Below are 23,948 nucleotides of genomic sequence, written 5' to 3' on the forward strand. Positions count from 1 at the left end.
TCCGTCATCCCTTCACGGCGCCGGCGCTGAAGCCGGTGATGAGCCACTTCTGGATGAAGGCGAAGACGATCACCACGGGCACGGCGGCGATGACACCGCCTGCGGCCAGCGCCCCCAGGTCGACGCTGTCGGCGCCGATCAGGGTGTTGAGGCCGACCGGGATCGTCTGCTTGTCCTGTTCGCTGAGGAACATCAGGGCGAACAGGAAGTGGTTCCAGCTGTGGACGAAGGCGAACGATCCGACCGCGATCAGCCCGGGGCGCAGCAGCGGCAGGACGACGGCGCAGAAGGACTTGAAACGGGAGCAGCCGTCCACCCAGGCGGCCTCTTCGAGGGAGACCGGGACGTTCTTGATGAAGCCGCTGATCAGGATGATCGAGAGGGGGAGCTGGAAGACCGTCTCCGCGATGACGACGCTCCCGAGGGAGTTGATCATCTGGAGGTTCTTGAAGATCTCGAAGAGCGGCACGAGCATCAGCGCGCCCGGGATGAACTGCGAGCAGAGCAGCGCCAGCATGAAGGCGCCCTTGATCTTGAAGTCGAACCGCGCAAGGGCGTAGCCGCCGGCCAGCGCGACCAGGGTCGTGGTGATCAGCGTCGCGACGCCGACGAGCATGCTGTTCTGGAAGAAGACGGCGAAGCTGCGCTCGTTCCAGACCTTGGAGAAGTGGTCCCCCGTCATCGGCCAGGGCACCAGCGAGGTGGAGCCGGCGGGCCGTACGGCGAAGAGGACCATCCAGTAGAACGGGATGAGGGTGAAGAGCAGGTAGATGCCGAGCGGCACGTAGATCTGCCAGCGCGGTACGTCGTCGAAGGCACGCTCGCGCCTGGTGCGGCGGCGCGAGGAGGGCGGCGGGAGGTCGTTCCCCCCGGACAGTCCCGGCGTGCGGGCGTCCTTCTTCTCCACGAGTGCGGCAGTCACTTGTTGTCGCCTCCGAACTTGCTCAGGCGCAGATAGACGATCGAGCAGAAGAGGAGGATCACGAAGGCGACGGTGGTGAGCGCGGAGGCGTATCCGAAGTCGTGGCCCTCGATGCCGGTATTGGCTACGTAGAGGGGCAAGGTGGTGGTCTCACCCGCGGGCCCGCCGCCGGTGAGGGTGTAGAGCAGGTCGACGTTGTTGAACTCCCAGACCCCGCGCAGCAGGGTGGCCAGGATGATCGCGTCGCGCAGGTGCGGGAGCGTGATGTGGAAGAACTGCCGCATCCGGCCGGCGCCGTCCACCGAGGCCGCCTCGTACAGCTCCTTGGAGACGGACTGCAGGTCGGCGAGGATGAGGATGGCGAAGAAGGGGACTCCGCGCCAGAGTTCGGCGACGGTCGCCGCCCAGAAGACGGTGCCGGTGTCGGAGAGGACCGAGGTGCCGTACTCACCGATCCCGGCGTCCGCGAGGTAGCGGCTGAAGCCGGTGGAGGAGTTGTAGAGCAGGATCCAGATGGTGCTGGTCAGCACACCGGAGACGGCCCAGGGCGAGAAGACCATGGCGCGGGATATGCCGCGGCCGATGAAGGTCTGGTTGACGATCAGAGCGAGAGCGAGACCGAGCGCGAGCTGCAGGGTCACCTGGACGACGACCCACTGGGCGCTGAAGCCGAGTGTCGGCCAGAACTGCTCGTCCTCGGTGAAGATCCGGGTGAAGTTGTCGAAGCCGGCGAAGCCGTTCCGCCACGGCTTGGTGACGTTGTAGTTCTGCAGGCTGTAGTAGAAGACGCTGATCACCGGATAGGCGATGAAGCCCAGCATCAGCAGGCCCGCGGGCGCGATCAGCAGATACGGCAGGCGGCGGGGGGTGGCCGAGCGGCGCTTGGATGCCTTCCCCTTGGGGGGCGGTGTGGCCACGGCTGCGGATTGGGCCATGACGCGTCTCCGATCTCTGGAAAGTGCTGGATGTGCCGTTCTTTCGGTGCGCGGTGCAAGCGCTTACTTCGTACCGTTCGGTGTCCCGGACGGGGCGGTGCGCACAATTCCCTTCGCCCGGTTCAGCCCGCGTACGGGTCGGGCACTTCTCCCTGCCGGGCCAGGAACGCGAAGTCGCATCCGGTGTCGGCCTGGGTGATCTGGTCCTGGTAGAGCGCCCCGTAACCGCGCCCGTAGCGCGCGGGCGGCTCGGTCCATCGGGACCTGCGGAGCTCCAGCTCCTCGTCGGACACGTCGAGGTGCAGCAGCCGTGCCTCGACGTCGAGCGTGATCAGGTCACCGGTGCGGACCAGGGCGAGGGGCCCGCCGACGAAGGACTCGGGTGCGATGTGCAGGACGCAGGCCCCGTAACTGGTGCCGCTCATCCGGGCGTCGGAGAGCCGCACCATGTCCCGTACGCCCTGCTTCAGCAGGTAGTCCGGGATCGGCAGCATGCCGTACTCGGGCATGCCGGGGCCGCCCTTGGGGCCGGCGTTGCGGAGCACCAGCACATGGTCCGGGGTGAGGGCCAGGGCCGGGTCGTTGATGGTGCGCTGCATCTCCTTGTAGTCGTCGAAGACGACCGCGGGTCCGGTGTGACGCAGCAGGTGCGGCTCGGCGGCGATGTGCTTGATGACCGCGCCGTCGGGGCAGAGGTTGCCGCGCAGGACGGCCACACCGCCCTCCTCCGCCAGCGGGTTGTCGCGCTCCCGGATGACGTCGGTGTTGTGGACGAGCGCCCCGTCGAGCTGCTCACGCATCGTGCCGTGCGCGACGGTGGGCCGGTCCAGATGGAGTACGTCGGTGAGCTGAGCCAGGAATCCGGGCAGCCCTCCGGCGAAATGGAAGTCCTCCATCAGGTATTTCCCGCCGGGGCGGAGGTTGGCGAGGACGGGCACGGTGCGCGCGATGCGGTCGAAGTCGTCCAGGGTGAGCGTCACCCCGGAGCGGCCGGCCATCGCGATCAGGTGGATGACTGCGTTGGTGGAGCCGCCGAGCGCGAGCACGGTGGCGACCGCGTCCTCGTAGGCGTCCTCCGTGAGGATCTGCGACAGCTTCAGCTGTCGCCACACCAGTTCGACGATCCGGATCCCGGACTGTGCCGCCATCCTGTCGTGACCGGAGTCCACGGCCGGGATGGACGAGGCGCCCGGCACCGTGACGCCCAGCGCCTCGGCCGCGGCCGTCAGGGTCGAGGCGGTGCCCATCGTCATGCAGTGGCCCGGCGAACGGGCGAGCCCGTTCTCCAGTTCGGCCATCTCGCAGTCGCCGATCAGGCCGGCCCGCTTGTCGTCCCAGTACTTCCACATGTCCGTGCCGGAGCCCAGGACCTCGTTGCGCCAGTGGCCCGGCAGCATCGGCCCGGCGGGCACGAAAACGGTCGGCAGGTCGACGGACGCGGCGCCCATCAGCAGCGCGGGAGTGGACTTGTCGCAGCCGCCCAGCAGCACGGCGCCGTCGATGGGGTAGGAGCGCAGCAGCTCCTCCGTCTCCATCGCGAGCATGTTGCGGTAGAGCATCGGGGTCGGCTTCTGGAACGTCTCCGAGAGCGTGGAGACCGGGAATTCGAGCGGGAAACCGCCCGCCTGCCAGACACCCCGCTTGACCGCCTGCGCACGGTCGCGCAGATGGACGTGGCAGGGGTTGATGTCGGACCAGGTGTTGAGGATCGCGATGACCGGCTTGCCCAGGTGCTCCTCGGGGAGGTAACCGAGCTGCCGGGTGCGGGCCCGGTGGCTGAACGAGCGGAGCCCGTCGGTGCCCCACCACTGGTGACTGCGCAGCTCCTCGGGAGCGATGCGCCGGCCTTCCGTGCCGGTGTCGGTCATATGGACCACCCGGCGACCAGGCCGGCGACCTCGGCGCGCTGCTCCTCGGGGAGCGCGCGGCTCGGCGCGCGTACGTCGCGGCGGCAGAGCCCGAGCGAGGCCAGGGCCTCCTTGACGACCGTCACGTTGTCGGCGGACTGCCGTTCGGCGCGCAGGTCCTCGAAGCGGCGGATCTGCTCCCAGACCTTCATCGCCGCGAGGTAGTCGCCCGCCCGCAGTGCCTCCAGCATGGTGAGCGAGACACCGGGGGCGATGTTGACGAGTCCGGAGGTGAAGCCGGTGGCGCCGGTGGCGAAGTAGGAGGGGGCGTACAGCTCGGCGAGCCCGGCGATCCACACGAAACGTTCCAGGCCGGCGTCCCGGGCGAACGCGCCGAAGCGGGCGGCGTCCGGGACGGCGTACTTCACGCCGATGACGTTGGGGCAGCTGTCGGCGAGCTCGGCGAGCCGCTCACCGGCGAGCAGCGGGTTGCGGACATAGGGGACGACCCCGAGTCCGGGAACGGCCTCGGCGATGGCCCGGTTGTAGTCGATCCAGCCGTCCTGCGAGACGTAGGGGTGCACCGGCTGATGCACCATCACCATCTCGGCTCCGGCGTCCCTGGCGTGCTCGGCGGCGGCCACGGCGGTCGGCACGTCGTGGCCGACCCCCACCAGGACGGTGGCGCGGCCGCCCGCCTCCTCGATGGTGAGCTCGGTGACGGTGCGCCGCTCGTCGGGGGTGAGCGCGTAGAACTCACCGGTGTTGCCGTTCGGGGTGACGATGCGGACGCCGCCGTCGAGCAGCCGCCGCAGCAGCGCGCGGTGCGCGGGGACGTCGATGCTCCCGTCCTCGGCGAACGGGGTCACCGGGATCGCCACAACGTCTGCGAGGGCCGCCTTCAGCGGGGAGAGGTCCATGCGGACTGGCCTTTCGTCGAGGTGCTGGTGATCCATGTCCTGCTGGTGGTTCACGCCGTGCCACCCCCGTCTTCGTCGTCGGGGAAGGCACGGCGTACGAACGATGCGATGTGGTCGTGCAGAGCCCTTACGGCGGCTGTCGCGTCGTCGGAGAGCGCGAGCCGCAATATCTCGCGGTGCTCGGCCGCCTCGCGCTCCCAGGACGGGTTCGCCGACCAGGCCACGGTCGACACGAGTGCGGCCTGGTCGCGGATCTCGTCGAGCATCCGGGCGAGCAGCGGGTTGCCACAGGGCAGGTAGAGGGCCCGGTGGAAGTCCCGGTTGGCGAGCGACCTGCCCGCCTGGTCGAGCGCCGAGTCGGCACGCTCCAGGGCCTCCTGGGCCGCTTCCAGCGAGACCTTGCGGGTGATGGAGCGGCGCAGCGCCTCCGGCTCGAGGAGCAGGCGCACGTCGTACACCTCCCGGGCCATGGTCGCGTCGACGAGCCGCACGGTGGCGCCCTTGTACTGGCTCATGATCACGAGCCCGGTGCCGGCGAGCGTCTTCAGCGCCTCGCGTACGGGCGTCTTCGACACTCCGAACTGCGCGGCGAGTTCGGTCTCCACGAGCGCCTGCCCTGGCTTCAGCTGCGCGGTGAGGATCGCGTGCTTGATCGCCTCCAGCACGTACTGGGTCCTGGACGGAATCGGGGCAGGCGCAAAGGTCATGGCTGAAGAGCTCTCACATCTCGCGTATCGCGTCTCATATATGACGTACGAAGTACGACGCGATGAAGCTAGAGCGGTGGGAATGTTTCGTCAACGCTTCTGGCAAAAGAAGTTCCGTGGACACGTGACCGGGGCCGCCCCCGCGCGGCGCGGCGCACCCCTGACGTGAACGGCGCAGGTCCCCGGCTGCGTGCCGGGGACCTGCGCTCGAACCTCTGTGGACGTTCCGGGATCAGACGCCGCGGACGGACCTCAGGGCACCGGCGACGGCGCTCAGGTCCGGTCCGGAGGCCAGCCCCGCGTGGTACAGGCGCAGTTCGTTCGCGCCCAGCGAGGCCGCGTGCGCGACGTCCCGCTCCAGAGTGCCGGGGCTGCCGCCCATTCCGCTGACCACGTTGAAATTAGCCGCCAGCACGCCGGAGAGCCCCGCGAACGGCCCGAGCACCGCCTCGCGTGCGGCGTCACCGCCGGTGCAGGGCAGCACGACGCCGTCCGCCGTGGACAGGATGTGGGCCGCGTCCACCCCCACGTTGGCGCCGGTGCGGTAGGAGGCCGGATCGGCGTGCAGCAGGACCTGGAAGTCCTGCCCCTGTGCCGCGGCCCGTACGGCGGCGACAGCGGCCTCCTGGAGGCCCCTGGCAACCTGCCCGCGCCACCGCAGGGAGGCGTCGGCGAGGCCGGCGCCGACGAGCTCCTCCACACCGGCCCAGCCCCGCTCGCCGGAGCCTGAGCCGGCCCAGACCGGTTCCAGGGCGCGGCGTACGGCGGCACGCAGCTCCTCGGCGTCCAGCCCCACGGAAGCGTAACCAGCCTCGCAGTCGGCGCAGAAGCAGAGGGACATCAGGTACTGCGCCGCGTCCCCGAGGGTCACCCCGGAGATCTTGTCGTGGGCGTGCAGATGCGCGAAGCCGTACCAGCCGAGCGACTCCAGATCCGCACCCGCCGCCCCGGGACGCACGGCGGCCTCCGCCGCCAGGTCCACCAGATACGCCTGGACGGCGGGCTGCGCGATGCACGGCGCCCAGGGGTAGCGGTCGCCGTAGGCATTGACCACGGAGGTTTCCGGATGCTCCGCACCCATGCGGGAGTTGTGCGCGAGGACCACCCAGGAGTGCACCTGGAGGCCCACACCCGCCAGGGCCTCGGCCGCCTCGGCGTACGGGTCCTCCGCCGCCACCCAGGACTGCGTCTGAGGCCGCAGCGCACGCCCCGCCCAGCGCGTGGCGTCCGGCGGGTAGAGCACCGCCGCGTGCTCGGCGGTGACGATCCGGCGGCCCGGGTGGCGCGGGGTCAGAGCCCGGGTGGAGTGGTAGGCGGAGGCGAGCGTCACCTGCTGGACGCCGAGGCCGGCGAGACGGGCGGCGGCGTCCGGGTCCCCTACGACGTCCCAGGGGTACAGGAAGGCCGAGGCCTTCATTCCGCCTCCTCCGTGCGGTGCTTCTCCAGCAGCGTACGGCCGTTCGCGATGATCGCGGTCAGCTCCTCGATGTGTGCGGCCGGGAGCTCGGTGAGCGGGGTGCGCACCGGACCGACCTCCAGGCCCTCGAGCCGGACCGCCGCCTTCACGAGGGACACCGCGTAGCCCCGGCCCTTCGAACGCAGTTCGACGAGCGGCCGGTAGAAGTGGTCGAGCAGTGCGTTGACCTGGTCGTCGTCGCCGTTTTCCAGCGCCCGGTAGAAGGCCAGGGCGATGTCGGGGGCGAAGGCGAAGACGGCCGAGGAGTAGAGCGTGACGCCGATGCCCCGGTAGGCGAGCCCGGTGAGCTCGGCCGTGGGCAGCCCGTTGAAGTACAGGAAGTCCTCGCCGGGCAGCCCGGTGCGCACGGCGCTGACGATGCGCTGCATCAGGTCGAGGTCGCCGTGACCGTCCTTGAGGCCGATGATCCCGGGGGTCCTGGCCAGGGCGACGACGGTCTCCGGGGTGAAGATCGCGTTGTCCCGCTGGTAGACGACCGTCTCCAGGGAGGTGGCGGCGGCGAGGGCGGCGTAGTGGGCCAGCAGCCCCTCCTGGCCGGCGACGACGAGGTAGGGCGGCATGGCGAGGAGTCCGTCCGCTCCCGCCTCCTCGGCGAGCTTCGCGTACTGGATCGCGAGGGCGGTGCCGTAGCCGGCGCCGGCGACGACGGGCACTTGTCCCGCGGTCTCCTCGACGGCAGCCCGGACGACGAGCTGGAACTCCTCCGGTGCCAGGGCGTGGAACTCGCCCGTGCCACAGCAGGCGAAGACGGCCGCGGCTCCGGCATCGACGCCTGCGCGCACGTGTGCGCGGAAGACGTCGAGATCGACGGCGCCGTCCGGCCCGAAGGCGGTGACGGGGAAGAAGAGCGGCCCGGCGACATCGGTGAGTCGGGCGGCAAGGGGGGCTGAGGTCACGGGCGCTCCCTGAGCGGATTCAGGCGTGCACAATTATGATCGGTGTCCATATTTATGAACGCTGCCACGCTAAGGCAGCCCGCCGCACCGGTCAAGCCGTCAACACCCGACTCGACGGACCGGTCGGCGCCGAGCGGCACTTGACGCGGTCGTCGCAAGTTCTTAGTTTGTCCACGCATGTGAATTCCTTCCATGAAGCTGCCGCATCGGGCGGTCGCGTGACATCCGCGTGCCGCGCGTACCGTGCCCGCCGTACGCCCGGCCCCGCAGCACAGCACCGCATCGCACCGTCCGCGCACGCCGCGCCCCGCGCCCGCACCGAGGAGATTCCCGTATGCCAGCTCCCCGCACCGTCCTTCTCACCGGAGCCGCCGGCGGCCTCGGCACCCTGATGCGGGGACTGCTTCCCGCGTACGGCTACGACCTCCGGCTCTTCGACGTCGCCCCCGTCGAGGGCGAACCGGACGCCGTCACCGCCGACCTCGGCGACAAGGCCGCACTGCGGGAAGCGATGCGGGGCGTGGACGCGGTCATCCACCTCGCCGGCATCTCCCTCGAGGCATCGTTCGACAAGATCCTGCGTTCCAATATCGAGGGCACGTACAACCTCTACGAGGCCGCGCGTGAAGAGGGCGTCGGGCGCATCGTGTTCGCCTCCTCCAACCACGCCGTCGGCTACACCCCGCGTCCGCTCGACGGCAACCCGCTGATCCCCGTCGACACCCCCCGCCGTCCCGACACCTTCTACGGCCTGTCGAAGTCCTTCGGCGAGGACCTCGCCCAGTTCTACTGGGACAAGCACGGCATGGAGACCGTCTCCGTGCGCATCGGCTCCTGCTTCATGGAGCCGACATCGGTGCGGATGCTGTCCGTCTGGATGAGCCCCGGCGACGGAGCGCGCCTCTTCCACGCGGCCCTCACCGCCGAGGGCGTGCGGCACACCGTGGTCTTCGGCTCCTCCGACAACACCCGCCTGTGGTGGGACCTGACGACGGCCCGTTCCCTCGGCTACGACCCGCAGGACGACTCCGAGCAGTACGCCGGCAAGCTCGTCGCCGAGCACGGCGAACTGGACCCGGAGAATCCCGACCACGCCCGCCTCGGCGGCCACTTCGTCACGAACCCGCCGATCTGGCCCTACTGAGCCGTCGGGCCCCGTCCCGGAATCCAGGTGACGCCGCCCCTCGGGACGGGCACCGTACGGCCATGCCAAGACCCTCAGGATTCCAGTCGAGCGACACGGCGACGCGTGCGTCACCCTCACCCACCACGGCCGCTCCGCCGGCACCCTGCGCGGCGGCCGGGCGGAGGCGTTCCTCGCCGAAGTGGCTGCCGGCGACGCCCAGCCCGTCATGGCGCGCTGGACGGGCGCGTACCGGCACGGCAACGAGCGCACCGCGGGCGAACACCCCCGTAACCGGGCACGCGGCGGGCGCTGAGCCGTACGGAGCAAGCCCGTGAAGGTAAGGGAACGGCAAAGCCGAGTCGTTCGTTACCCCGTGCATGACCGCAATGACCCCCGGCTCGAACATCCCTCTCTCCGCCGTCCGCGTGGCGGTGGACGTCGCCGCCCCGGTGCGGCTGGACGTCTCGGGCCTGCTGCTCACCGCCGACGGCAAGGTGCGCTCCGACGACGACTTCATCTTCTACAACCAGCCCTCGGGCCCCGGTGTGACCTACCGCTCGGGCGGCGGGTCCGCGCCCGACGCGATCGTGGTGGACACCACGGCGGTCCCCCCGGGCATCGAGAAGATCGTGGTCACCGCGAGCCCCGATGCGGCGGGCCAGACCTTCCAGGGCGTCGAGCCCACCGCCACCGTGCGCAACGCGGACGACGGCAGCGCGCTCGCCACCTTCACCCCGCCGCAGCTGGGCGGCGAGACGGCGCTGGTGGTCATCGAGATCTACCTGCGCAACGGCGCCTGGAAGGCCCGCGCGGTCGGCCAGGGCTATGTGAACGGGCTGGCCGGTATCGCCACGGACTTCGGCGTCTCGGTGGAGGAGCCAGCCGCGGCGGCGCCGCCCGCGCCCGTCGCCACACCCGTCGCTTCCCCGGCAGCCGCGCCCGTCGATCCCCGGATCGCCCCACCGGCCCCGCCAGCACCGCCGGCTCCGCCCGCCCCCGCCGCCTCCGCCTCCGCCTCCGGCAAGATCAACCTCGACAAGGGCCGGGTGAGCCTCCAGAAGAACCAGACGGTCTCCCTGGTCAAGGGCGGCAAGCCGCTGCTCTCGCAGGTCAAGATGGGCCTCGGCTGGGAGCCCGCGTTCCGCGGCAAGGACATCGACCTCGACGCCTCGGTGATCGCCTTCGGCCCCAATCGCAATCACCTGGACAGCTGCTACTTCGGCAAGCTTTCCATCCTGAACGGCGCGATCAAGCACTCCGGCGACAACCTCACGGGCGAGGGCGCGGGTGACGACGAGGTGATCGTGGTGGACCTCGGCCGGATCCCCGCGGACGCGACCGGCCTGGTCTTCACGGTCAACTCGTTCACCGGGCAGAAGTTCTCCGAGGTCGCCAAGGCCTACTGCCGGCTGATCGACGCGGCCACCGGCGAGGAGCTGGTCCGCTTCGACCTCACCGGCGCGGAGCCGCAGACCGGCGTGATGATGGCCAAGCTGATCAAGCAGTTCTCCGGCGAGTGGGAGATGACCGGCATGGGCGAGTTCGTGAAGTCGCGGACCGTGCGCGGCATGGTCAAGCCCGCCGCCAAGGCTCTGTAGCGCCCCCACCTGCCTCTGGAACGGCTTCCGGGGCACCCGGGGGTTCTTCTCCCCTCAGGTGCCCCGGATACCGGAGAGTCTCCGGTGGGACGCTGTGCGTGCTCGTCCGCTCTCTCAGAGCTTGGTCAGCTTGGAATACGGGCTCAGGATCCTCCCCTGTCGCCCCGAGAAGTCGATGAGCACTGCGTCGTTGTCGCCCTCGACAGCAAGGACTCGGCCGAGTCCGAACTGGTCGTGCGACACCCTGTCGCCCACATCGAAGCATTCGACCGGTGGGGCCGCCTGGGCCGGGCGGTTGAAGGGACTGGAAGGCAGGTGACGCCGGGAACCGGCTGACTGTTTCATTACGGTCGAGTATGCGCCCTGTAAGCGCCCGACGCCATGCCCGACCGCTCCGGAGCGGGCAGTAGTGCCGCATTCGTAATCAGCGATTCGAGGGCCGGTCCGCGCTCCTGCCCGCTTCCAGCAGGGGCACCATGCGGATGCCCGCGTCGGAAAGACCCCCGAAGGTGTGGCGGTTCTCGCTTCTCGACGGCGCGTGCCCGACCCGCTGGCCGACGAGGTCCCGGGTTCGACGCGCTCCCCCCGAGCGGGAGGTCTTCTGCCCATCTCGCGGTGGCGGGCTTGACGCCATGAGGGAGCCCGCCGACCGCCCTCCCCCGGCCGGGGAGCGCGTGGCCCGTCCGGTACAGGTCCGGGAAGACGTGAGGCCGGGAGGACGACCGCGCGGCGCGCGAGGGGATCTTCCCTCACGCCCCGCGCGTGGGTGTCAGCGCTTGTCCGGCTGACGCTTCCAGGGCCCGGTGATCGCGAGCATGATGCCGGGGTTCTGGATGTTGGCGAACAGTGTCCTGCCGTCCGGGGAGAAGGTGACCCCGGCGATCTCGCTGTAGGAGGGGTCGTCCTCCGTGCCGGTGTTGAGGTCGTTGCGTGCGATCGGGTAGGTGCGGCCGCTGTCGGTGGCGCCGAAGAGGTGCTGGATCCCGTTTCCGTCCTCGGAGATGACGATGCCGCCGTACGGGGACACGGTGATGTTGTCCGGGCCGTCGAAGGCACCGTCCACGGACGGGTCCGGGTTGACACCGAGGAGGACCTTGAGGGTGATCGTGCGGCGCTTGGGGTCGTAGAACCAGACCTGGCCGTCGTGGGCCACGGGGCTCTCGCCCCGGGCGAACGAGGAGACGAAGTAGGCGCCACCGTCGCCCCACCACATGCCCTCGAGCTTGCGGGCTCGGGTGACCTCGCTGTCGGTGAACTGCTTGCGCACCGAGACGGTCTTCGCGTCGCGGTCGGGCACGTCGACCCAGTCCACGCCGTAGACGGTGCCGATCTCCGTGGCGCGGGACAGGTCGTCGACGAACGCGCCCTTCTTGTCGAAGCACTTGGTGGCCTGGAGGACACCGGCATCGTCGGCGAGGGTGCGCAGCTTGCCGCGGCCGTGCTTGAAGCCGTGCGGCGGGACCCAGCGGTAGAGCAGGCCGTTGGGGCCGGACGCGTCCTCGGTCAGGTAGGCGTGTCCGCGCTTGGGGTCGATGACGACGGCCTCGTGGGCGAACCGGCCGAAGGCCTTGACGGGGCGGGGGTCGCGGTTGGCGCGCTTGTCGTACGGGTCGACCTCGAAGACGTAGCCGTGGTCCTTGAGGAGACCGTTCTTGCCGGCCCTGTCCTCGGTCTCCTCGCAGGTGAGCCAGGTGCCCCACTCCGTGCTGCCGCCCGCGCAGTTGGTCGACGTACCCGCGATGCCGACCCACTCGGCGGTGCGGCCGTCGCGGCGGGTCTCCACGACGGTGCAGCCGCCGGCCGCGACCGGGTCGTAGACGAGGCCCTCGGTGAGCGGGACAGGGTACTTCCAGCCGGCCCGGGTGCCACTCAGCTCGTGATTGTTCACCAGCAGGGTCACACCGCGGGGTCCCTCGAAGGCGGCCGTGCCGTCGTGGTTGGAGGGGGTGAACTCGCCGCTCTCCAGCTTGGTGACACCGCTGTGCGTGACGATCCGGTACGAGAATCCGGCGGGCAGCGCGAGGAGGCCCTTCGGGTCGTCGATCAGCGGGCCGTAGCCCAGATCCTTGCCGTGCCCGTGCCCGTGCCCGTGGCCGTCCCCGCGGTCCCCGTCGCCCTGCTCGTGCCGTGCGTCGTCGGCGGCCAGCGCGCCAGGGGCGGTCGCCAGTGCCCCGACGGCGCCGGTGAGAGCGATGCCCGCGCCGGTGAGAGCGGACGATCTGGTGAATTCCCTGCGGGTGAAGGACATCGCGGACTCCTGCTGCAAATGACCGAGTGGTTGGCGCGATCACGTTCCCTCCCCCGCACCAACTCCAGCTGAACGCCACCCGGCGCACTGGGGGCCGCTGCCTCAACCCGCTCCCCGTACCAGGAGAAACGCGGCCAAAAGGTTGATCACCATCGGCGTCGCCCGGCCTCAGCTGGCCGAGATGCGCCGGTCCGGCGAGGTGGTGGATACGGCGAGGCCGCCTCTGCCGTGAGCGGCCGAGGCGGCCGTGTCCGTGTCCCACACGGTCAGTCGCGGCCGAAGACCTTGCGTGCGGTTCATAGGTCGAGGAAGACCGTCTCGCCCGTGGAGTCGTCCAGGCCGTCGTTGTCGGTGACGGCGTGGACGCGGCCGTTGCCGGCCACGGTGAGGCCTTCCGGCTTTCCCTGCGTCCAAGCCCTTCATGGCCCGCAGACCGGGCAGCACGTCGTCCGAGGAACCGGACGCTCGCAGCCGTGAACCACGGCCGATGGGCGGTTCGGTGAACGGACTGCGGCGATCAGGAACATCGCCGGCGACCCACGGACCGACGGGGCCGCGGCAGCTTTTCCGCCACGACCACGCCGTTCCCGTGCCGTGCTGCGCCCCTCAGTCCTTCTGCCGCGACCGCGCCTTGTACGCCGCCTTTCGGGCGGCCTTCGCAGCGCCACGGTCACTGTGGAGGCGGCCCATCGCCTCCAGGACCTCGGTGGTCGCGGGGTGCTCGACCCGCCAGACCTCGTCGAAGAAGCCGCTGTGCTGGTCGGAGAGACCCTCGACCAGCCCCTGGAGCTCGTCGAGGTCGCCGTCGGCGTCCAGTTGCGCGGCGATCGTGTCCACGGCGAGCCAGAAGATCATCGACTCCGGCGGCGCCGGCACGTCCGCCGAGCCTCGCTCCGCGAGCCAGACTCGCGCCAGCCCGCCGAGCTCAGGATCACCGAGCACCGCGCGTACCGCGGGCTCGGCCTCCGGCCCGGCCAGGGCGAGGGCCTGCTGGCAGTGAAGCCTGCGCAGCGGTGCGCGCCGGTCGTCGCCACGCGCGGCGCCCAGGAGTTCCGCCGCCGCGGACTCCGCCCCGTCCGCCCCGTCCGCCCCGCGCCGGCCCAGCCACAGACCGACCTCGGTGCGCGCGGCCTCCTCGGGGTAGTACGCGATTCCGTCGAGGAGGGCGTCGGCCCCCTTGTCGGCGAGGTCACCGACGGCGGGCGCGTCCACGCCGGCCTCCAGCATCCGCTCGCGGATGCCGAAGAGGCCGAGCGGGGTCAGTTTCACCAAGCCGTAACGGGTGATGTCCTCGTCGTCGGCCGGCGGCGTCGCCTCCTCGCCCTCCTCCGTCAGCAACGTCTCGTCCACCGGCTGATATGCGACGATCCCGATGGGTTCGAGGACCCGGAACTGGTCGTCCAGCCGCATCATGGCCTCGGACACCTGCTCCAGGACGTCGTCGGTGGGCTCGCCCATGTCCTCGGGCACCACCATGGACGCGGCGAGGGCGGGCAGCGGCACGGTGCCGTCGGCGGGGCCGGCCTCCGAGAGGGTCAGCAGATAGAGGTTGCCGAGCACCCCGTCGAGGAATTCGGCCTCTTCCTCCGGGTCCCAGTCCAGGGCGTCGAAGTCGACGCTGCCGTCCTCGCCGACGAGGTCGGCGAAGTCGTCGAAGGCCGGGGCGGTGGCGTCCGCGTGTACGGCCTCCAGGCCGTCGAGCCAGATGGCGAGGACATCCTGCGGGGAGCCGGAGGTCAGCAGGGCCAGGTTCTCGCCGACCGTGACGGTGCCCTCGGCGTCGCCGTCCTCGGCATCATCGGCGTCCTGCGGGTCCTCGAAGTCGACGAGACCCGTGTCGACGGCGAGGCGCCAAGCCTCGCTGGCGTATGCCGCACCGTCCTCGTCGTCGCCGAGACCGAGGTGCTGGGCGGCCGCGGGCAGCTGCGCCTCGACGAGCTCACCCCCGGCGCCCACCCGGGTGTCGGGGCCCGCCCAGCGGGCGAGGCGGACGGCGCGGACGAGCAGCGGAGCTGCCAGCGCGTCCCGTGCCAGCTCGGCCTCGGTGTGCAGCCGCACCGGCGGCAGGGAGGGGCGCTCTGCGGACATCAGGGGGTCTCCTCGGGGCATGCTCGGGCTGTGTGCGAAGGGGCCGGCCCGGTGCGTACGGGGCCTTGGCCGCCGCCCCAGCGTAGACGCATTTCGTCCCGTGCCGCCCGGTTCCGCTACAGTCCCGCCGCGAGGCTGAGCGCCGGGGTGTAGCGCCGTACGCCACCGCCTGTCATGCCCGGGTAACTCTGCACCCGCTTCCACTGGGGCGTCGCGGTGCCGATGCCTTCGCCGTCGGATGCGAGCGCGTCGATGTGGGCCTGCGCGGTCTCCCACTCGGCGTAGTTGAGCACACGGTCCCCTGCCGTGCCGACGTGGAAATGTGCGGAGATACCGCCGGGCACCGGTTCCGGTCCGGTCGCCATCGCCTCGAAAACGGCGTCCACCCAGTCCCGTTGGCGTGCCGGGTCCGGTCCCGCGAACTCGACGTCGACGATCACGACGCAGCCCGGCTCGCGTGTGCGGCCCTCCCGGAGCCCCGAACGATACAACTCGAAGGTGTGCAGCCCGAGCCGCTCGATACCGGGAACGGCCGCGTCGACCTCGGCGTTGCGCGCGTCGCGGCCGCTGTGCACGAAGTCCTGGTACGCCTCCTCGTCGGACCACTGCGAGTAGTGGAGCAGCGTCTTCCCGTCCTCCCCGGTGTGCACGGTGTACGTGAGGAGCCCGGGATGCGGCCAGTCACGGCTGCCCCAGGCCTCACGAACGGCTTCGACGGTCCGCCGCTGCCGGTCCGGGGTACCGGCGTCCCAGGTACTGACCTTGACGATGCCGACATCGGAACGGGTCAGATCGGGACGGGAGTTGAAATGTACGGACGGCACGGTGCGATCCTCTCCGGGCGCGCCCCTGCGGTACGCCCTCGATCACACCCTCATACGTCACGTGCGCTTGAGGTCAAGGCCGGTCATCCGGTCGGCTTCGACCGCCAGGCCGTCGTGTTCAGCTCGTCCATCAGGCGTATGTCGTGGCCCTCCAGCGGGAAGACCCGCGCTCCCGTGTCCGGGGCGGCGGCGATCTCCAGGGCGTCACCCTCGATGAGGTCGCCGCCCTCCTTGGTGGAGACCCAGGCCAGCGTCGACCGGACACTCGCGCCGGGTTTCAGCATGACCTCCTCCGGCCCCTCGTCGTTGCCGAACATCGATCCGCCCGCGTTCACGGGAACAGGAATGCGCTCGCCGTCGTCGCCCAGCGCACGGACGGACGGGTAGCCGTGCACGCGGTACGGCTGCTTCCCGCAGTTGGTGAGCGTGAGCATGACGGCCCGGGCGAACATCGCCGTCTCGACGGGGCCCATCTCCACGACCACTCCGGAGGCCGGGCAGCCGCCGGTCGGCTCCACGGGGCTCGGCGCTCCCTGGGCGGGCGCGTCCGTCGTGGCCCCGGCTTCCGCCGGCCGCGTCGTGCCGGCGGGGCTCGGTGTGGGGCCCGGCTCCCCCTCCCCCGCGGGCACGAGGAAGCCCGCACAGCCGGACAGCGTCAGTGAGGCCGCCGTGAACACGGCTGCCGAGATCGTCCTGCGTACGCGCATGCCGCTTGACCCCACCCCTGGAACGGTCCGTCACTCTGTTCGATCATGCCAGACCGCGCCCACTGTCCGACATCTCCTGACCGCAACCCCGAGCAGAACTGAGTGGACCCACCCCCACCGGAGGCCGAGGCTGCGGAGATGAGATCCCACACGCCCACGCCTTCGGGACGCCGAACACCGCGGAGGCCGCCCGTCCCAACGGCCCCGCCGCCCCGCCGCCCCGCCGCCCCGCCGGTCGAGGCCATGACGGCCGCCGGCCTGCCCGGCACGGTCACGGCGAAGGCGCTGCTGGACGCGGGCCCGGTCCGCGAACCACTGCAGCCCGCCGGCCGCGAGGCGACCGGCGGGCTGCGGGGCGTGTACGAGGAACTCCTCGTCGCTACCGGTTAGTTGTGGCTGTGCAGAACGTCGTTGAGCCCGTCCCACACGGCGTTGTTCGGGCGGGCCTCGACGGCGCCGGAGACCGAGTTGCGGCGGAAGAGGATGTTCGAGGCGCCGGACAGCTCCCGGGCCTTGACCACCTGCCCGTCCGGCATCGTGACCCGGGTACCGGCGGTGACGTACAGCCCGGCCTCGACGACGCACTCGTCGCCGAGCGCGATCCCGACGCCGGCCTCGGCGCCGATCAGGCAGCGCTGCCCGATGGCGATGCGCTCCTTGCCGCCGCCGGACAGCGTGCCCATCGTGGACGCGCCGCCGCCGATGTCGGAGCCGTCACCGATGACCACGCCGGCGGAGATGCGGCCCTCGACCATGGAGGTGCCGAGGGTACCGGCGTTGAAGTTGACGAAGCCCTCGTGCATCACGGTCGTGCCCGCGGCGAGGTGTGCCCCGAGCCTGACCCGGTCGGCGTCGGCGATCCGCACGCCCTTGGGCGCGACGTAGTCGGTCATCCGGGGGAACTTGTCCACCGAGGTCACCTGGAGGTGCAGGCCCTCGGCCCGGGCGTTGAGCCGGACCTTCTCCAGGTCGTCGACGGCCACCGGGCCCAGCGAGGTCCAGGCGACGTTGGCGAGGAAGCCGAAGATGCCGTCGAGGTTCTGCCCATGGGGCTGGACGAGACGGTGCGAGAGCAGGTGCAGCCGCAGGTAGGTGTCGTGCGCGTCGAGCGGCTTGTCGTCCAGCGAGGAGATGACCGTGGACACGGCGACGACCTCCACCCCGCGGCGCGCGTCGACGCCGAGGGCCTTGGCCGCGCCCTCGCCGAGACGGTTCACCGCCTCCTCGGGGCTGAGGCGCTGCGTTCCGGCCGGCCCCGGCTCGGCGGCGAGCTCGGGGGCGGGGAACCAGGTGTCGAGGACGGTGCCGTCACCGGCGACGGTGGCGAGGCCGGCGGCGACGGCGCCGGTGGTGCGGGCGGAGCCCTGGGAAGTCGTGTCGGTCATGAACAGAACCTAACCGTCCGAGCCCCGCGCGGGCGAACCGGTCTCACCGGACCGCCCCGTCCGCGACCCTGGCCAGCATCTCCCGGGTGTACTCAGGGTCGAACTCACCGCCGGTGAGCAGCACCTGGAGGCTGATCCCGTCCAGCAGGGCCGTGAGCGCCCGCGCGGTGGCACGGTCGGTGCGGTGGGCGATCAGTCCGGCCAGGGCGTCGGCCCATTCGGTGGCGACCGGCCGCAGGGCGGGCCTGCGCAGGGCCGCGAGGTACAGCTCGTACTCCAGCGCCAGCGGTCCCCGTCCCGCCGCGAACCACTCCCCCATCAGCCGGGTCAGCTCATCGGCGAGCGGGACCGCGGGGTCGGCGAAGTACGAGCTCTCCCGCACCGTCCGGGCGAAGCTGTCGTTGCACCGCCGCAGGGCGGCGATCAGCAGTTCGTCGAGCGAGGCGAAGTGATACGTCGTCGAGCCGAGCGGCACATCGGCCTCGGCCGCCACCGTGCGATGGCTTAGGCCTGCGAGGCCCCGGTCCGCGACGACGCGGATGGCCGCGTCGATGATGCGCTCACGCCGACCGGGGTCGTACCGCCGGGCCATCAGTGGGCTCCTCCGAGGTTGAGGACGACGACCCCGGCGATGATCAGTGCGATGCCGGCCATCTTGGCGAGACCCGCGGACTCACCCATCCAGAGGATGCCAATGGCGGCGACGGCTGCGGTGCCCGCTCCGGCCCAGATGGCATAGGCGGTGCCGACCGAGAGCGTCTTGAGGGTCTGGGCGAGCAGCGCGAAGGCCAGCACATAGCCCACGACCGTGATGACGGAGGGCCACAGCCGGGTGAAGCCCTCGCTGTACTTCATGGCCGTCGTCCCGGCCACCTCCGCCGCGATGGCCGCGGCCAGCAATCCGTATCCCATGCGTACAAGCGTACACAAGGTTACGTACGGTCGTACACATCGCGCGGGGCCCCTGCTTCTACCGCTCCGGGCGACATCTGGATTCCGGGTCCGAGACCAGGTTCATCGAGATCGGCCGGGCAAAGCGGGGCCGGGCTGCACGAGTTCGATGTGCAGCCCGGACGGAGCGGTGGTCAGGAAGCAGGCGTCGCAGCCCCGGCCCCCCGCGAAGACCGCTGCGGGGTCGCCGAGCCGCGCGAGGGTCCCGGCCAGCGAGGCGACCCGGAAGGCGACGTGGTGCAGACCCTCGCCATGGGTGTCGAGGAAGTCCTTGACGGCGTTGGGGCGCATGGGTTGCACGAGCTGAACATAAAGTCCGCCCGCAAGGAGGTACGCGAGGCGTGACCCGGGCTCCTCGGCCACTTCGTCGTGGACGAGAGGGAGCCCCAGCGTGTTGGTCCACCAGGGCAGCGCAGCGTCGATATCCCTGACGGCATAGGCGACATGGTCGATTCGGTCGCCGGAGACGAGTGCCGTCATGCGACTGCCTCCGCGTGCCGTCGCCCGGTCTCCAGCAGTGCGAGGTAGCCCTCGATGTCCCAGGCGGCGCGGCCCACGAACAGGCCGTTCACGCCCGGCACACCGAGGAGGCCGGCAGCGTTGTGGACGTTGACGGAGCCGCCGTAGAGCACGCCGGTGACCCGGTCGCCCCATTCGGCGGCCAGTGCTTCGTGCACGGCGGCGATCTCCTCCGGGCGCGGTTCGCGACCGTGTGCTCCGATCGCCCACACCGGCTCGTAGGCGATCAGTGCCCGTGAGGTGTCGGCGAGGCCGTGGAACGCAGCGGCCACCTGTCCGAGGACATGCTCGACGGACCCGCCCCGGGCGAAGATCTCCGCGCTCTCGCCACAGCACAGCAGCGGCGTCAGTCCGTGCCGAAGCGTGGCGGCGACCTTGGCTGCGACGGTGGCGTCGGTCTCCGCGAAGTGCTCACGCCGCTCCGAGTGGCCGATCTCGACGATGCTCGCACCCGCGTCGGCGGCCTGCGGCACCGAGATCTCGGCGGTCCAGGCGCCCTCGTCCTCCCAGTGCGCGTTCTGCGTGCCGGTCAGGACGCTGGGGTCCTCACCGAACACCGCCGAGACCTCGGCCAGCGCGGTCGCCGGGGGTATGACGAACGGCTGGACACCCGGTATGCCGTCGCCGAGCGCCGAGCGGAGCCGCGTGGCGTAGGCGACCGACAGCGCTCGCGTCTTGGTCATCTTGAAACTGGTGCCGATCCACAGGTCACGCACGTCAGCCCCGGCCGTTCGTGGGCTCGTACGCGCACAGCGCGTCCACCTTGGCCGCGGACGGCGAGGACGCGTCGAAGGTGTACGTCAGCCACTCCCTGACGAGCCGGCGGGCCAGCTCCAGGCCGATGACGCGCTGTCCGAGACAGAGCACCTGGGCGTTGTTGGAGAGGACGGAGCGCTCCACGGAGAACGAGTCGTGGGCGGTGACCGCGCGTACGCCCTTGACCTTGTTGGCGGCGATGGCGACACCGAGCCCGGTTCCGCACACCAGCAGCGCCCTGTCGGCCTTGCCCTCGGCCACCAGGCGTGCCGCCTCGACGGCTACATGGGGGTAGTCGGTGTCCTGGCCTGCGTGCACACCGATGTCGGCGACGTCCGTCACCGATGAGTGAGCGGCCAGCTCGGTCTTGAGTACCTCCTTGTAGTCGAATCCCGCGCTGTCGGAGCCGACGACGATACGCATCAGTGATTCTCCTGCCGAAAGTGGAAGCTGAGGTCGGAAACGATGAGGGCGAGGGAGACGGCACCCGCATCAGGGGTGCCGAGGCTGCGGTCGCCGTGAGCGCGGGCCCGGCCCCGCCGTGCGGGTATCGAGGCGGTCGCCTGCGCAGCCTGTTCCGCGGCGAGGGCTGCGTCCGTCCATGCCGCTGCGAAGCCGGTGCGTTCCAGCCCGGCTTCCAGCCGGTCCGCGAAGGGGACCGCGACGTCGACGAGGGTCTTGTCCCCCGGCCTTGCCCCGCCCAGCTGGAGCACCGCGTCCACCGCGGCCCGTACGCCTGCGGCGATCCGTGCGCCGTCGGCGTCGCCCGCGTCGCCGACTGCCGAGCCGAACGCGGTCAGCGCAGCCCCCCAGAGAGCGCCTGACGTGCCGCCTGCACGCTCCGCCCATGCCGCCCCGGCTTGGGACAGGACGGTGCGGGCGCCGCCGCCGAGAGATACGGCTTCCCCGGCCGCAGTGGCCGCGGCTTCGGCACCCCGTCGCATGCCGAGGCCGTGGTCACCGTCTCCGGCTACGGCATCGATGTCGCCGAGCCGCTTCTCGTGTGTGACGACCGTGTCCCGCATGACCTGCAGCGCCTCGGCGATCCGTGCGCCGAGCGCCCGGGAGCCGGCGTCAGCCGGGACGACGGACGGCACGCGGCGTGCTGAGCTGAGGACGGCACGGCGCGGCGGGCGCGGAGCGAGGTGGCCACGGCTGAAGGCGGGAGTGGTGGCCGGAGCCCTCCACAGCTCTTCCAGGTCGGCGTCGAGGAAGGTGACGGTCAGGGAGAGACCCGCCATTCCCAGGCTGGTGACCTGCTCACCGACCACCGGAGCGACGACGGTGAGCCCTTCCGCCGTCAGCCGCTCGGCCACACGTCGATGGACGACGTACAACTCCTCGTACTTGGTGGCGCCGAGCCCGTTGAGGAGCAGGGCTATGCGGTCGGTTCCCCCGACAGCCCCGGCGGCCTCGACGAGCTCGGCCAGCACACCGTCCACCAGCAGGTCGGCGGTCTCGTCGGCCGTCTGCAGGGGGCGCTGCCCGATTCCAGGCTCGCCGTGTATGCCGAGGCCGACGCCCATCTGCCCGTTGTTCACCGTGAAGAGGGGCCGGTCGGCGCCCGGGAGGGTGCAGCCGTCGAACGCGAGACCGAGGGAGCGGGTTGCGGCGTTCGCCTTCCGCCCCACGGCCTCGACCTGGTCCAGGGTGCGCCCCGCCTCGGCGGACGCGCACATGATCTTCAGCACAGGCAGGTCGCCGGCGATGCCCCTGCGCAGCCCGGGCTCGTCGGGCGGCCCGGAGGCGATGTCGTCGGTGACGGCGAGGAGGCGGACGTCGATGCCCTCCGACCGCAGCTGCTCGGCCGCCTGCCCGAAGTGGAGGACGTCGCCAGCGTAGTTGCCGAAGCCGAGGACCACACCCCCGCCGTTCTCAGCAGCCCGGCTCACCGAACAGATCTGGGAGGCGGACGGCGAGGCGAAGATGTTGCCGCACGCGGCGCCGTGGGCGAAACCCGGGCCGACCCATCCCGCGAAGGCGGGGTAGTGGCCGGTTCCGCCGCCGATGACGACGGCGACCTGTCCGGCAGGTGTGGCGGAGGCCCGTACGACGCCGCCGTGCAGGACGCTCACATCTTCGGAGTGGGCGGCTGCGAACCCGGCGAGGGCCTCCTCCGCGAAGGCACCCGGGTCGTTGACGAGCAGGGTCACGGCCCCACCTCTCCCGGTGCGGCCGCGGGGAGCTTCGCCGCGAGGAGGCGGCGCAGGTAGTCGCGGTTACGAGCGGACACACCGAGACCGTCGCCGCCGTAGTGCTCGGTGCACATGGGGCCGTCGAAGCCGGCCCGCAGGGCGAGTCCGAGGGCGCGGCGGTAGTCGATGACGCCGCCCTCCACGGGGGCCGGAACCGTGAAGTAGGCGCCTGTGGCCGGGTCGAAGTCCCGGTAGTAGTTCTTCACGTGCCAGTAGTTGATGTGCGGCAGCACCGGGAGCAGTAGTTCCTCCCAGTGCGGCACCGGCCGGTGCAGCCGGACCAGGTTGCCGATGTCCGGGTTGATGCCGACGTTCGGCAGACCGATGTCACGCACGAAACGGACGGCACTCTCCGGTGTGCCCAGGTAGGTGTCCTCGTACATCTCCAGTGAGAGGCGCAGCCCGTGCTGGGCCGCGCGTGCGCCGACGGCACGCAGCCGGTCCACTGCCAGGGCCCAGGTGCGTTCATCACCCTTCGGGTCGCTGCCTCCGGGCTCGTGCCAGAACCACACAGCCCGTCGTTGAGCCTCTGTCAGCGGCCGGTGGAGACCGGCGCACACGACGGTGGTGCCGAGCTCGGCAGCAGCGTCGACGGTGCGCAGCAGGTAGGCGAGGTTGGCCTCCGCCACATTCGGGTCGGGGTCGATCACGCTGCGCCGGGTGACCGAGACGGCGGATATGCCGAGCTCGTGCTCCTTGAGCGTTCGGATCAGTTCGCCCAGCCGTTCGGGGGAGAGGTCTCCGGGGCGCAGCCAGCTGTCGGTGAGATCGACGTGGTCGAAGCCCTCGGCGGTGACCTCGTTCAGGACTGCGGCCCATTCGGCGGCGGGGGCGTCCTGGACGGGGGTGCCGTCCGAGGTGGTGTCGGGAAACTGCAGGAGCGCGGCCCCGATCGGCCAGTCCTGCGGGGTCTGGGGCATGCTGCCTCCGGTTCGGGGTCAGGGGGAGTTCGGGTAGCCGCTGTCCGTGGACGCCCACGGGCAATGGACAGGCAACCGCAAGCGTTATCGTAGACCCTATAGGATCTTTTAAGTAGGGGCTCTGGGCTTAGTCCGCCGCGAGTGCCTCGTCGCGCTAGGGTTGCCGGTGAGATGACCACTAATGAGACTGATGGCCACGACAGGAAGCCGCGCTCCCGGACCGTGGTGGTGCCGCGACGAGCCCTCCGTGACGGCGTGTACGACGCGATCCTGGAGAAACTCCTCGACGGCTCGGCACCGCCCGGAAGTTCGCTCGGCATCGACTCGCTCGCCCGGGAGCTCCAGGTGTCACCGACACCCGTGCGCGAGGCGCTGGTGCAGCTCGAACACACCGGCCTGGTGACGCGGACAGCACTCAAGGGCTATCGCGTCGCACCGCCGCTCTCGCCGGGCCAGCTCGCCGAGCTCTTCGACATGCGCGGCATCCTGGAGACCGCGGCGGTCGAGCGGGCGGCGGCTCACGCCGAGGATCTGGTGCCGGACCTGCAGGCGGCCCACGCCCGGCACGTCCTGGCCGCCCATCGGGTGCGCAAGCTGCGCGGCAGCGAAGACGGGCCGACCGACTTCGCCGATCTGCGCGAATACTTCGCCGCGGACTGGGAGTTCCACCTCACGATCATCCGCGCGGCGGGGAACAGTTTCCTCAATCAGTCCGTCGAGTCGCTGGGCGCTCACGTCCACCGGCTCCGGCAGACGGTGGACCACGGCACGATGGACCTGGAGCAGGCCATCGACGAGCATGCCGCCATCCTCGCCGCGTTCTCGTCCGGCGACCCGGACCGGCCACGCAGTGCGATGCGCGACCATTTGGCGGCCGTGGCGCGGCGGGTGTCCGCCGACGGCTGATCCTCGTCCGCATCGTCTTCT

Annotated in this window: 23 protein-coding genes and 2 pseudogenes; 5 read left to right on the top strand and 20 right to left on the bottom strand. The window is 70.8% G+C overall.

Annotated features, from left to right (window positions below; translation table 11 throughout):
• Nucleotides 1–4 precede the first annotated feature (4 nt).
• From ACWD04_RS13250 to ACWD04_RS13280, 7 genes are all read right to left on the bottom strand, one after another.
• Entirely contained in the window at nucleotides 5–922 is a 918-nt protein-coding gene (locus ACWD04_RS13250) for a carbohydrate ABC transporter permease (protein ID WP_451131241.1), read from the bottom strand.
• Complete coding sequence (locus tag ACWD04_RS13255) at nucleotides 919–1,857, bottom strand: carbohydrate ABC transporter permease (RefSeq protein WP_451131243.1); 939 nt, start codon at nucleotides 1,855–1,857, stop codon at nucleotides 919–921. Before ACWD04_RS13255 ends, ACWD04_RS13250 begins: the two co-directional genes overlap by 4 nt.
• Before the next feature lie 122 nt (nucleotides 1,858–1,979).
• On the bottom strand, nucleotides 1,980–3,725 hold the full coding sequence (araD, locus tag ACWD04_RS13260) for an L-arabinonate dehydratase (protein ID WP_451131245.1): 1,746 nt from the start codon (nucleotides 3,723–3,725) through the stop codon (nucleotides 1,980–1,982).
• On the bottom strand, nucleotides 3,722–4,624 hold the full coding sequence (locus ACWD04_RS13265) for a dihydrodipicolinate synthase family protein (RefSeq protein WP_451131676.1): 903 nt from the start codon (nucleotides 4,622–4,624) through the stop codon (nucleotides 3,722–3,724). The genes araD and ACWD04_RS13265 overlap by 4 nt, the downstream gene beginning before the upstream one ends.
• A gap of 50 nt (nucleotides 4,625–4,674) precedes the next feature.
• A complete protein-coding gene (locus tag ACWD04_RS13270) occupies nucleotides 4,675–5,331 on the bottom strand; it encodes a GntR family transcriptional regulator (RefSeq protein WP_451131247.1) in 657 nt (218 codons plus the stop codon).
• A 232-nt stretch (nucleotides 5,332–5,563) separates the two neighbouring features.
• A complete protein-coding gene (locus ACWD04_RS13275) occupies nucleotides 5,564–6,748 on the bottom strand; it encodes a hypothetical protein (protein WP_451131249.1) in 1,185 nt (394 codons plus the stop codon).
• Entirely contained in the window at nucleotides 6,745–7,704 is a 960-nt protein-coding gene (locus tag ACWD04_RS13280; protein WP_451131251.1) for a 5-dehydro-4-deoxyglucarate dehydratase, read from the bottom strand. The genes ACWD04_RS13275 and ACWD04_RS13280 overlap by 4 nt, the downstream gene beginning before the upstream one ends.
• Nucleotides 7,705–8,038: 334 nt before the next feature.
• Between ACWD04_RS13280 and ACWD04_RS13285 the strand changes: the two genes are divergently transcribed.
• The 3 genes and pseudogenes from ACWD04_RS13285 (at nucleotide 8,039) to ACWD04_RS13295 (ending at nucleotide 10,428) form a co-directional block, all read left to right on the top strand.
• Entirely contained in the window at nucleotides 8,039–8,848 is an 810-nt protein-coding gene (locus ACWD04_RS13285) for an NAD-dependent epimerase/dehydratase family protein (RefSeq protein ID WP_451131253.1), read from the top strand.
• Nucleotides 8,849–8,910: 62 nt separating this feature from the next.
• Nucleotides 8,911–9,143: pseudogene (locus ACWD04_RS13290) on the top strand (hypothetical protein).
• Nucleotides 9,144–9,207: 64 nt separating this feature from the next.
• Complete coding sequence (locus ACWD04_RS13295; RefSeq protein WP_451131255.1) at nucleotides 9,208–10,428, top strand: TerD family protein; 1,221 nt, start codon at nucleotides 9,208–9,210, stop codon at nucleotides 10,426–10,428.
• Nucleotides 10,429–10,542: 114 nt separating this feature from the next.
• Here the strand turns inward: ACWD04_RS13295 and ACWD04_RS13300 are convergent, their stop codons facing one another.
• From ACWD04_RS13300 to ACWD04_RS13320, 5 genes are all read right to left on the bottom strand, one after another.
• Entirely contained in the window at nucleotides 10,543–10,773 is a 231-nt protein-coding gene (locus ACWD04_RS13300) for a hypothetical protein (protein WP_014156926.1), read from the bottom strand.
• A gap of 424 nt (nucleotides 10,774–11,197) precedes the next feature.
• Nucleotides 11,198–12,676, bottom strand: a complete 1,479-nt coding sequence (locus ACWD04_RS13305; protein WP_451131257.1) for an alkaline phosphatase PhoX — start codon at nucleotides 12,674–12,676, stop codon at nucleotides 11,198–11,200.
• A gap of 606 nt (nucleotides 12,677–13,282) precedes the next feature.
• Complete coding sequence (locus tag ACWD04_RS13310; RefSeq protein WP_451131259.1) at nucleotides 13,283–14,764, bottom strand: hypothetical protein; 1,482 nt, start codon at nucleotides 14,762–14,764, stop codon at nucleotides 13,283–13,285.
• A 116-nt stretch (nucleotides 14,765–14,880) separates the two neighbouring features.
• The gene (locus tag ACWD04_RS13315; protein ID WP_451131261.1) at nucleotides 14,881–15,588 is read right to left on the bottom strand and encodes an antibiotic biosynthesis monooxygenase; all 708 of its coding nucleotides are present in this window, start codon (nucleotides 15,586–15,588) and stop codon (nucleotides 14,881–14,883) included.
• Between the two features lie 83 nt (nucleotides 15,589–15,671).
• Nucleotides 15,672–16,295 carry a DUF4232 domain-containing protein gene (locus ACWD04_RS13320; protein ID WP_451131263.1) on the bottom strand — a complete coding sequence of 208 codons (624 nt, stop codon included), beginning with the start codon at nucleotides 16,293–16,295 and terminating at the stop codon, nucleotides 15,672–15,674.
• Between the two features lie 158 nt (nucleotides 16,296–16,453).
• Here ACWD04_RS13320 and ACWD04_RS13325 point away from each other — a divergent pair.
• A pseudogene (locus ACWD04_RS13325) lies at nucleotides 16,454–16,685 on the top strand (4-hydroxy-tetrahydrodipicolinate synthase); the annotation flags it as partial.
• Here ACWD04_RS13325 and dapD read toward each other — a convergent pair.
• The 8 genes from dapD to ACWD04_RS13365 all read right to left on the bottom strand — a co-directional run bounded on the left by dapD (nucleotide 16,682) and on the right by ACWD04_RS13365 (nucleotide 23,021).
• Complete coding sequence (gene dapD, locus ACWD04_RS13330) at nucleotides 16,682–17,680, bottom strand: 2,3,4,5-tetrahydropyridine-2,6-dicarboxylate N-succinyltransferase (protein ID WP_451131265.1); 999 nt, start codon at nucleotides 17,678–17,680, stop codon at nucleotides 16,682–16,684. The pseudogene ACWD04_RS13325 and the gene dapD sit on opposite strands and share 4 nt — an antisense overlap.
• A gap of 43 nt (nucleotides 17,681–17,723) precedes the next feature.
• Nucleotides 17,724–18,272, bottom strand: coding sequence for a TetR/AcrR family transcriptional regulator (locus tag ACWD04_RS13335; protein WP_451131267.1), 549 nt, complete (start codon nucleotides 18,270–18,272; stop codon nucleotides 17,724–17,726).
• The gene (locus tag ACWD04_RS13340; protein ID WP_451131269.1) at nucleotides 18,272–18,592 is read right to left on the bottom strand and encodes a DMT family transporter; all 321 of its coding nucleotides are present in this window, start codon (nucleotides 18,590–18,592) and stop codon (nucleotides 18,272–18,274) included. Before ACWD04_RS13340 ends, ACWD04_RS13335 begins: the two co-directional genes overlap by 1 nt.
• Before the next feature lie 102 nt (nucleotides 18,593–18,694).
• Nucleotides 18,695–19,111 (bottom strand): VOC family protein, encoded by a 417-nt coding sequence (locus tag ACWD04_RS13345; RefSeq protein WP_451131271.1) that lies wholly within the window; start codon nucleotides 19,109–19,111, stop codon nucleotides 18,695–18,697.
• Nucleotides 19,108–19,866: a triose-phosphate isomerase gene (locus ACWD04_RS13350; RefSeq protein WP_451131272.1), complete on the bottom strand. Its 759-nt coding sequence runs from the start codon at nucleotides 19,864–19,866 to the stop codon at nucleotides 19,108–19,110. Before ACWD04_RS13350 ends, ACWD04_RS13345 begins: the two co-directional genes overlap by 4 nt.
• 1 nt (nucleotide 19,867) lies before the next feature.
• Complete coding sequence (locus ACWD04_RS13355; protein ID WP_451131274.1) at nucleotides 19,868–20,329, bottom strand: ribose-5-phosphate isomerase; 462 nt, start codon at nucleotides 20,327–20,329, stop codon at nucleotides 19,868–19,870.
• Entirely contained in the window at nucleotides 20,329–22,059 is a 1,731-nt protein-coding gene (locus ACWD04_RS13360; protein WP_451131276.1) for a dihydroxyacetone kinase family protein, read from the bottom strand. The genes ACWD04_RS13355 and ACWD04_RS13360 overlap by 1 nt, the downstream gene beginning before the upstream one ends.
• Nucleotides 22,056–23,021, bottom strand: coding sequence for a sugar phosphate isomerase/epimerase family protein (locus tag ACWD04_RS13365; protein ID WP_451131278.1), 966 nt, complete (start codon nucleotides 23,019–23,021; stop codon nucleotides 22,056–22,058). Before ACWD04_RS13365 ends, ACWD04_RS13360 begins: the two co-directional genes overlap by 4 nt.
• A 171-nt stretch (nucleotides 23,022–23,192) precedes the next feature.
• On the opposite strand from ACWD04_RS13365, the gene ACWD04_RS13370 reads away from it, so the two are divergent.
• A complete protein-coding gene (locus ACWD04_RS13370; protein WP_451131280.1) occupies nucleotides 23,193–23,927 on the top strand; it encodes a GntR family transcriptional regulator in 735 nt (244 codons plus the stop codon).
• Nucleotides 23,928–23,948: the final 21 nt, after the last annotated feature.

The sequence above is a fragment of the Streptomyces sp. NPDC002911 genome (assembly GCF_053591835.1).

Coding starts and splice junctions, on each gene's coding strand:
- ACWD04_RS13275 (WP_451131249.1), bottom strand. CDS start 6,748: ATGAAGGCCTCGGCCTTCCTGTACCCCTGGGACGTCGTAGGGGACCCG.
- ACWD04_RS13285 (WP_451131253.1), top strand. CDS start 8,039: ATGCCAGCTCCCCGCACCGTCCTTCTCACCGGAGCCGCCGGCGGCCTC.
- ACWD04_RS13365 (WP_451131278.1), bottom strand. CDS start 23,021: ATGCCCCAGACCCCGCAGGACTGGCCGATCGGGGCCGCGCTCCTGCAG.
- ACWD04_RS13355 (WP_451131274.1), bottom strand. CDS start 20,329: ATGCGTATCGTCGTCGGCTCCGACAGCGCGGGATTCGACTACAAGGAG.
- ACWD04_RS13305 (WP_451131257.1), bottom strand. CDS start 12,676: ATGTCCTTCACCCGCAGGGAATTCACCAGATCGTCCGCTCTCACCGGC.
- ACWD04_RS13265 (WP_451131676.1), bottom strand. CDS start 4,624: ATGGACCTCTCCCCGCTGAAGGCGGCCCTCGCAGACGTTGTGGCGATC.
- ACWD04_RS13270 (WP_451131247.1), bottom strand. CDS start 5,331: ATGACCTTTGCGCCTGCCCCGATTCCGTCCAGGACCCAGTACGTGCTG.
- ACWD04_RS13310 (WP_451131259.1), bottom strand. CDS start 14,764: ATGTCCGCAGAGCGCCCCTCCCTGCCGCCGGTGCGGCTGCACACCGAG.
- araD (WP_451131245.1), bottom strand. CDS start 3,725: ATGACCGACACCGGCACGGAAGGCCGGCGCATCGCTCCCGAGGAGCTG.
- ACWD04_RS13320 (WP_451131263.1), bottom strand. CDS start 16,295: ATGCGCGTACGCAGGACGATCTCGGCAGCCGTGTTCACGGCGGCCTCA.
- ACWD04_RS13335 (WP_451131267.1), bottom strand. CDS start 18,272: ATGGCCCGGCGGTACGACCCCGGTCGGCGTGAGCGCATCATCGACGCG.
- ACWD04_RS13300 (WP_014156926.1), bottom strand. CDS start 10,773: ATGAAACAGTCAGCCGGTTCCCGGCGTCACCTGCCTTCCAGTCCCTTC.
- dapD (WP_451131265.1), bottom strand. CDS start 17,680: ATGACCGACACGACTTCCCAGGGCTCCGCCCGCACCACCGGCGCCGTC.
- ACWD04_RS13255 (WP_451131243.1), bottom strand. CDS start 1,857: ATGGCCCAATCCGCAGCCGTGGCCACACCGCCCCCCAAGGGGAAGGCA.
- ACWD04_RS13370 (WP_451131280.1), top strand. CDS start 23,193: ATGACCACTAATGAGACTGATGGCCACGACAGGAAGCCGCGCTCCCGG.
- ACWD04_RS13340 (WP_451131269.1), bottom strand. CDS start 18,592: ATGGGATACGGATTGCTGGCCGCGGCCATCGCGGCGGAGGTGGCCGGG.
- ACWD04_RS13345 (WP_451131271.1), bottom strand. CDS start 19,111: ATGACGGCACTCGTCTCCGGCGACCGAATCGACCATGTCGCCTATGCC.
- ACWD04_RS13295 (WP_451131255.1), top strand. CDS start 9,208: ATGACCGCAATGACCCCCGGCTCGAACATCCCTCTCTCCGCCGTCCGC.